At 70.2% G+C, this 4,903-nt stretch carries 5 protein-coding genes; all 5 read right to left on the bottom strand.

Going from position 1 to position 4,903, the window contains the following annotated elements:
* Positions 1 to 103 precede the first annotated feature (103 nt).
* The gene (gene asnB, locus D183_RS0100845) at positions 104 to 1,795 is read right to left on the bottom strand and encodes an asparagine synthase B (protein WP_017907316.1); all 1,692 of its coding nucleotides are present in this window, start codon (positions 1,793 to 1,795) and stop codon (positions 104 to 106) included.
* 249 nt (positions 1,796 to 2,044) lie between these two features.
* Positions 2,045 to 3,175, bottom strand: a complete 1,131-nt coding sequence (gene dapE, locus D183_RS0100840; RefSeq protein WP_017907315.1) for a succinyl-diaminopimelate desuccinylase — start codon at positions 3,173 to 3,175, stop codon at positions 2,045 to 2,047.
* A gap of 162 nt (positions 3,176 to 3,337) precedes the next feature.
* Positions 3,338 to 3,796 (bottom strand): GNAT family N-acetyltransferase, encoded by a 459-nt coding sequence (locus D183_RS0100835; RefSeq protein ID WP_017907314.1) that lies wholly within the window; start codon positions 3,794 to 3,796, stop codon positions 3,338 to 3,340.
* Complete coding sequence (locus D183_RS0100830) at positions 3,793 to 4,149, bottom strand: arsenate reductase (RefSeq protein WP_017912256.1); 357 nt, start codon at positions 4,147 to 4,149, stop codon at positions 3,793 to 3,795. Before D183_RS0100830 ends, D183_RS0100835 begins: the two co-directional genes overlap by 4 nt.
* A gap of 230 nt (positions 4,150 to 4,379) precedes the next feature.
* Positions 4,380 to 4,903, bottom strand: a 524-nt coding sequence (locus D183_RS0100825) for a hypothetical protein (RefSeq protein ID WP_017907312.1), incomplete at its 5' end; no start/stop codon positions are given.

Here is a 4,903-nt window from a genome sequence, read left to right as displayed (position 1 = left end):
CGCGAGCGCCCCGCGGCCAGCCGCGCCACCAGCAGGAAGCTGGCGCCGGGGCTGATCGCCCCCAGCGTCAGCACCCCGGCGATCGCCAGCAGGCTGGCGCCGGTCACCCCAGCGCCTGCGCGTGCACCCCGGCCACCGCACGGCCGGAGGGATCGGCCATCGTCGCGAAGCTGGCATCCCAGGCGATCGCCGCCGGCGAGGAGCAGGCGATCGACTTGCCGCCGGGCACGGTCTCGGCCGCGGCCGGCGTCGGGAACACGCGCTCGAACAGGCTGCGGTAGTAATAGGCTTCCTTGGTCTGCGGCGGGTTCACCGGGAAGCGCTTGTCGGCCGCGGCCAGTTCGCGGTCGCTGACCTGGGCCTCGGCATGCGCCTTCAGCCCATCGATCCAGCCGTAGCCGACGCCGTCGCTGAACTGCTCCTTCTGCCGCCACAGGATCGACTCGGGCAGATAGCCCTCGAAGGCTTCGCGCAGCACCGCCTTCTCGATGCGCTTGCTGCCGTCGGCGCGGGTGCCGGCCATCTTGTACTGGGCGTCCATGCGCATGGCCACGTCCAGGAACTCCACGTCCAGGAACGGCACCCGCGGCTCCACGCCCCAGGCCATCATCGACTTGTTGGCGCGCAGGCAATCGTAGTTGTACAGCGCGTCGAGCTTGCGGATCAGTTCTTCGTGGAACTCGCGCGCGCTCGGCGCCTTGTGGAAGTACAGGTAGCCGCCGAAGATCTCGTCGCTGCCTTCGCCGGAGAGCACCATCTTCACCCCCATCGCCTTGATCCGCCGCGCCAGCAGGAACATCGGCGTGGAGGCGCGGATGGTGGTGACGTCGTAGGTCTCGATGTGCCGGATCACCTCCGGCAACGCGTCCAGGCCTTCCTCGAAGGTGTATTCGAAACCGTGGTGCACGGTACCCAGCGCCTCGGCGGCGATCGCCGCGGCGGCCAGATCCGGCGAGCCCTTCAGGCCGATCGCGAACGAGTGCAGGCGCGGCCACCAGGCCTCGGCCTCGTCGTTCTCCTCGATGCGCTTGCGCGCGAAGCGCGCCGCCACCGCCGCGACCAGCGACGAATCCAGTCCACCGGAGAGCAGCACGCCGTACGGCACGTCGGTCATCAGCTGGCGATGCACGGCGCGCTCGAAGGCCTCGCGCAGTTCGTGCTTGCCGACCTCCACGCCCTGCACCGCGGCGTAGTCGCGCCAGGGCTTGCGGTAATACTGCACGAGTTCGCCGCTGGCGCTGTCGTAGTAGTGGCCCGGCGGGAACTGGGCGACGTCGGCGCAACTGTCGGCCAGCGACTTCATCTCCGAGGCCACCCGCAGCCGCCCTTGCGCGTCGTGGCCCCAGTACAGCGGGCACACGCCCATCGGATCGCGCGCGATCAGCACGCGGCCGGCGGCCTTGTCCCACAGCGCGAAAGCGAAGATGCCGTTGAGGCGGTTCAGCAGCGCCTCCGGCGTGGTTTCGCGGTACAGCGCGTTGATCACCTCGCAGTCCGAGCCGGTCTGGAAGGCGTATGGCTGCACGAGCTGCTTCTTCAGTTCGCGATGGTTGTAGATCTCGCCGTTGACCGCCAGCGCCAGCTGCCCGTCGTCGGAAAGCAGCGGCTGCGAACCGCCGGCCGGGTCGACGATGGCCAGGCGCTCGTGGACCAGGATCGCGCCGTCGTCGACATACACGCCGCTCCAGTCCGGGCCGCGGTGGCGCTGCCGCTGCGAGCAGTCCAGCGCCTGCCGCCGCAGCGCCTGCAGGTCGTCGCCCGGTTGCAGGCCGAAGATGCCGAAGATCGAACACATGGGAAAGCTCCTGATCGTGGGGTGGTGGTTGCGGAGGGGAACACCCAGGCACAAAAAAACCCGCATCGGCCGATGCGGGTTTTCTAGTGGCTGGGCGTGGTGTTTCTGGTAGCGCCTAGTCGCAGACCCGCATCGGCCGCGCACGATTATTCGCCAGCGCATTATTGCGGCCGTTGGCGTTGCTCGAGCGGAGGGCAGACAGCGAGGTCATGGAACGACCGTAACCCGGCACGCGGGCCGGCGCAACTGTTACCGCAGCAACCGTTCGATCAGGCGCAGGTACAGATCCGGCAACGCCTCCAGGTCGGCCACGCGCACGTGCTCGTCGACCTGGTGGATGCTGGCGTTGACCGGGCCGACCTCGATGCATTGCGCGCCCAGCGGGGCGATGAAGCGCGCATCGGAGGTGCCGCCGCCGGTGCTCTCCTCCGGCGGCGCGCCGGCGACCTCGCCCAGCACCTCGCGCGCCACCCGGCGCAGCGTGCCTTCCGGGGTGTAGAACGGCTCGCCGCTGCGGTGCCAGCGCAGGTCGTAGTCCAGGCCATGGCGATCGAACAGCGCGGCGATCTCCGCTTCCAGCCGTGGCGCATCCCAGTGCGGGGTGTAGCGCAGGTTGAAGGCGACCTGCAGTTCGCCGGGGATGACGTTGTTGGCGCCGGTACCGGCATGCACGTTGGAGAGTTGCAGGCTGGTCGGCGGGAAGCTTTCGTAGCCGTCGTCCCAGTGCCGCGCGACCAGCTCGGCCAATGCCGGCGCGGCCAGGTGGATCGGGTTGCGCGCCTTGTGCGGATAGGCCACGTGCCCCTGCACGCCGCGCACGCGCAGCGCACCGGAGAGGCTGCCGCGACGGCCGACCCGCAGCAGGTCGCCAAGCCGCTCGGTGGACGAGGGTTCGCCGGTGATGCACCAGTCGATGCGCTCGCCACGCTCGGCGAACAGCCGCGCCACATGACGCACGCCGTCGATCGCATCGCCTTCCTCGTCGCTGGTCAGCAGCAGCGCCAGCGTGCCCGGGTGCTGCGGCTGCGCGGCCACGAACCGTTCGGCGGCGACCACGAAGGCGGCCACGCTGCCCTTCATGTCGGCGGCGCCGCGCCCGTACAGCACGCCATCGCGGACCTGCGGCGCGAACGGATCGCTGCTCCAGGCCTCGCGCGGCCCCGGCGGCACCACGTCGGTATGCCCGAGCAGCGCCAGCACCGGACCGTCGCCGCCGCGATGGGTGGCCCACAGATTGTCGACCTCGCCGCGGCGCAGCCGCTCGATGGCGAAACCGGCGCGCTGCAGCCGCTGCGCGATCAGGTCCTGGCACCCGGCATCGTCGGGGGTGACCGACGGGCGGGCGATCAGGTCGCAGGCGAGTTCAAGGACATCGGACATGCAGGGACACCGTTGGAAAACACGAGGGAGACGCGATGCGGATCGGCGGCGGCAGCGTCGCGTGCCGACGGCGCACGGCGTGCAGTGTACGAGTGGGAGTGGCGGATTCGAAGCATCGGCCAGGATCGCCGAACGGGTGCGCGGTCGCGGCGCCGGTCGTCGCTACGGCGCGATGCCGGGCCAGCGCATGCACTGCACGCGCACCGCGAAAGCTTCGTTGCCAGGCATGCGCCCGCCGTGCGTGCTGGTTTCGACGAAACCGCAGACGCGGTAGAACGCGAGCGCCGCGGCATTGCCCTCCAGCAGTTCCAGCGTCAGGCCGGCCGGGCTGGCACCCTGCACCGCGGCCACCAGCGCCTGACCGACGCCGCGCCGGCGCGCGGCCGGATCCACGTACAGCCAGGCCAGTTCCTCGCCATCGTCGGCGACGAAGCCGAGCACCTGGTCATCGCACTCGGCGACCTGCACGCGGTAATCGAACAGGCCTTCGCGCTCGGCCGCGATCGGCAGCGGCAGGAACGCCTCCACCAGCCCCGCCGCCTGCAGTTCTTCCAGGCGCGCGGCATCGTGGATGGCGCACAGGCGCGCCCAGTCGTCGGCCCGGTACGGGCGGATCTTCACGCCACCCCGAACCGCTGCTTGAAGCCGTTGTCGGAGAAGCCCTGGCTGAGCTTGCCGTCGTCGGTCACCACCACCGGGCGGCGGATCAGTTGCGGGTATTCGCGCAGCAGCAGCTTCCACTCGGCATCGGAGCCGGGTGTCTTCTTGTTGTCGGGCAACTGCCGCCAGGTGGTGGAGGACTTGTTGACCAGCGCGTCGAACCCACCGGCCTGGCCGGCCCAGTCCAGCAGGGTCTCCGGGGTCGGCTTGTGCTCGCGGTAATCGACGAAGGTGTAGGCCACGCCGAAGCGGTCCAGCCACTTGGTCGCCTTCTTGCAGGTGTCGCAGTTTTTCAATCCGTACAACGTCGTCATCGAAACATCCCTTCAAGCGAATGAAGCCGCTCTCCCACCGGGAGCGGGGTTGGGGTGAGGGTCGGTCGGCCAGGACAGATCGCCGCCCAAAGCACCGCGCACCGCCTTTCGGCGGGCGATGCCATCAGGAGACGAACCGGGCATGCCGTCATCGACAGGCAGCAGCGCGCGTGATCTTACCCGCCGCGCGCGCCATCGGCCTCCCAGGCACAAGAAGACGCCGCCAGGCTTCACTGCACCGGCACGTCCTGGAGCTTGGCCGAGTCGATCCGCCAGCGCAGCTGCGCCGCCGAAGCCCCGTCCACACCGTTGACCCGGCGCAGCACGTAGTCGCCGCGGAAGCGTTGCCGCGTGCCGTCGGCCAGCGTCGCCTCCACGGTGACCGGCACCGGCTGGTACACCGAACCGGCGGCGCCATCGCTGGCGCCCAGCGCGCCGATCGTCGCCTTCACCGTACGCGTCTGCGCAAAGCCGGCCTTGAAGGCCGCGTAGGACTGCCCCGGGCGCCCGTCCTCGCCCCACTGCTGCCAGGCCGTGGCGTAGTCGCGCGCATTGATCGCCGCGTAGTAGCGCCGCACCACGTCGGCCGCGGCCTGCGGGCTGTCGGCGGCCGGGCCGCACCCGACGGTGGTCGGTCCGTCGCGGCCGAGCAGCGCGCAGCTGCGCGCGATCTCGTCGTCGATCATGGCGCAGCTGTTGGCGGCATTGCAGGGCGGGTGCGTGGCCGGCGACACCGAGCGACAGGTGGCCGCAC

Origin of the sequence: Xanthomonas sp. SHU 199, from assembly GCF_000364665.1 — a bacterium.
Classification (GTDB): Bacteria; Pseudomonadota; Gammaproteobacteria; order Xanthomonadales; family Xanthomonadaceae; genus Xanthomonas_A; species Xanthomonas_A sontii.
Note: the sequence above shows the minus strand (reverse complement) of the source record. Positions and strands in the feature narration are given on the sequence as shown.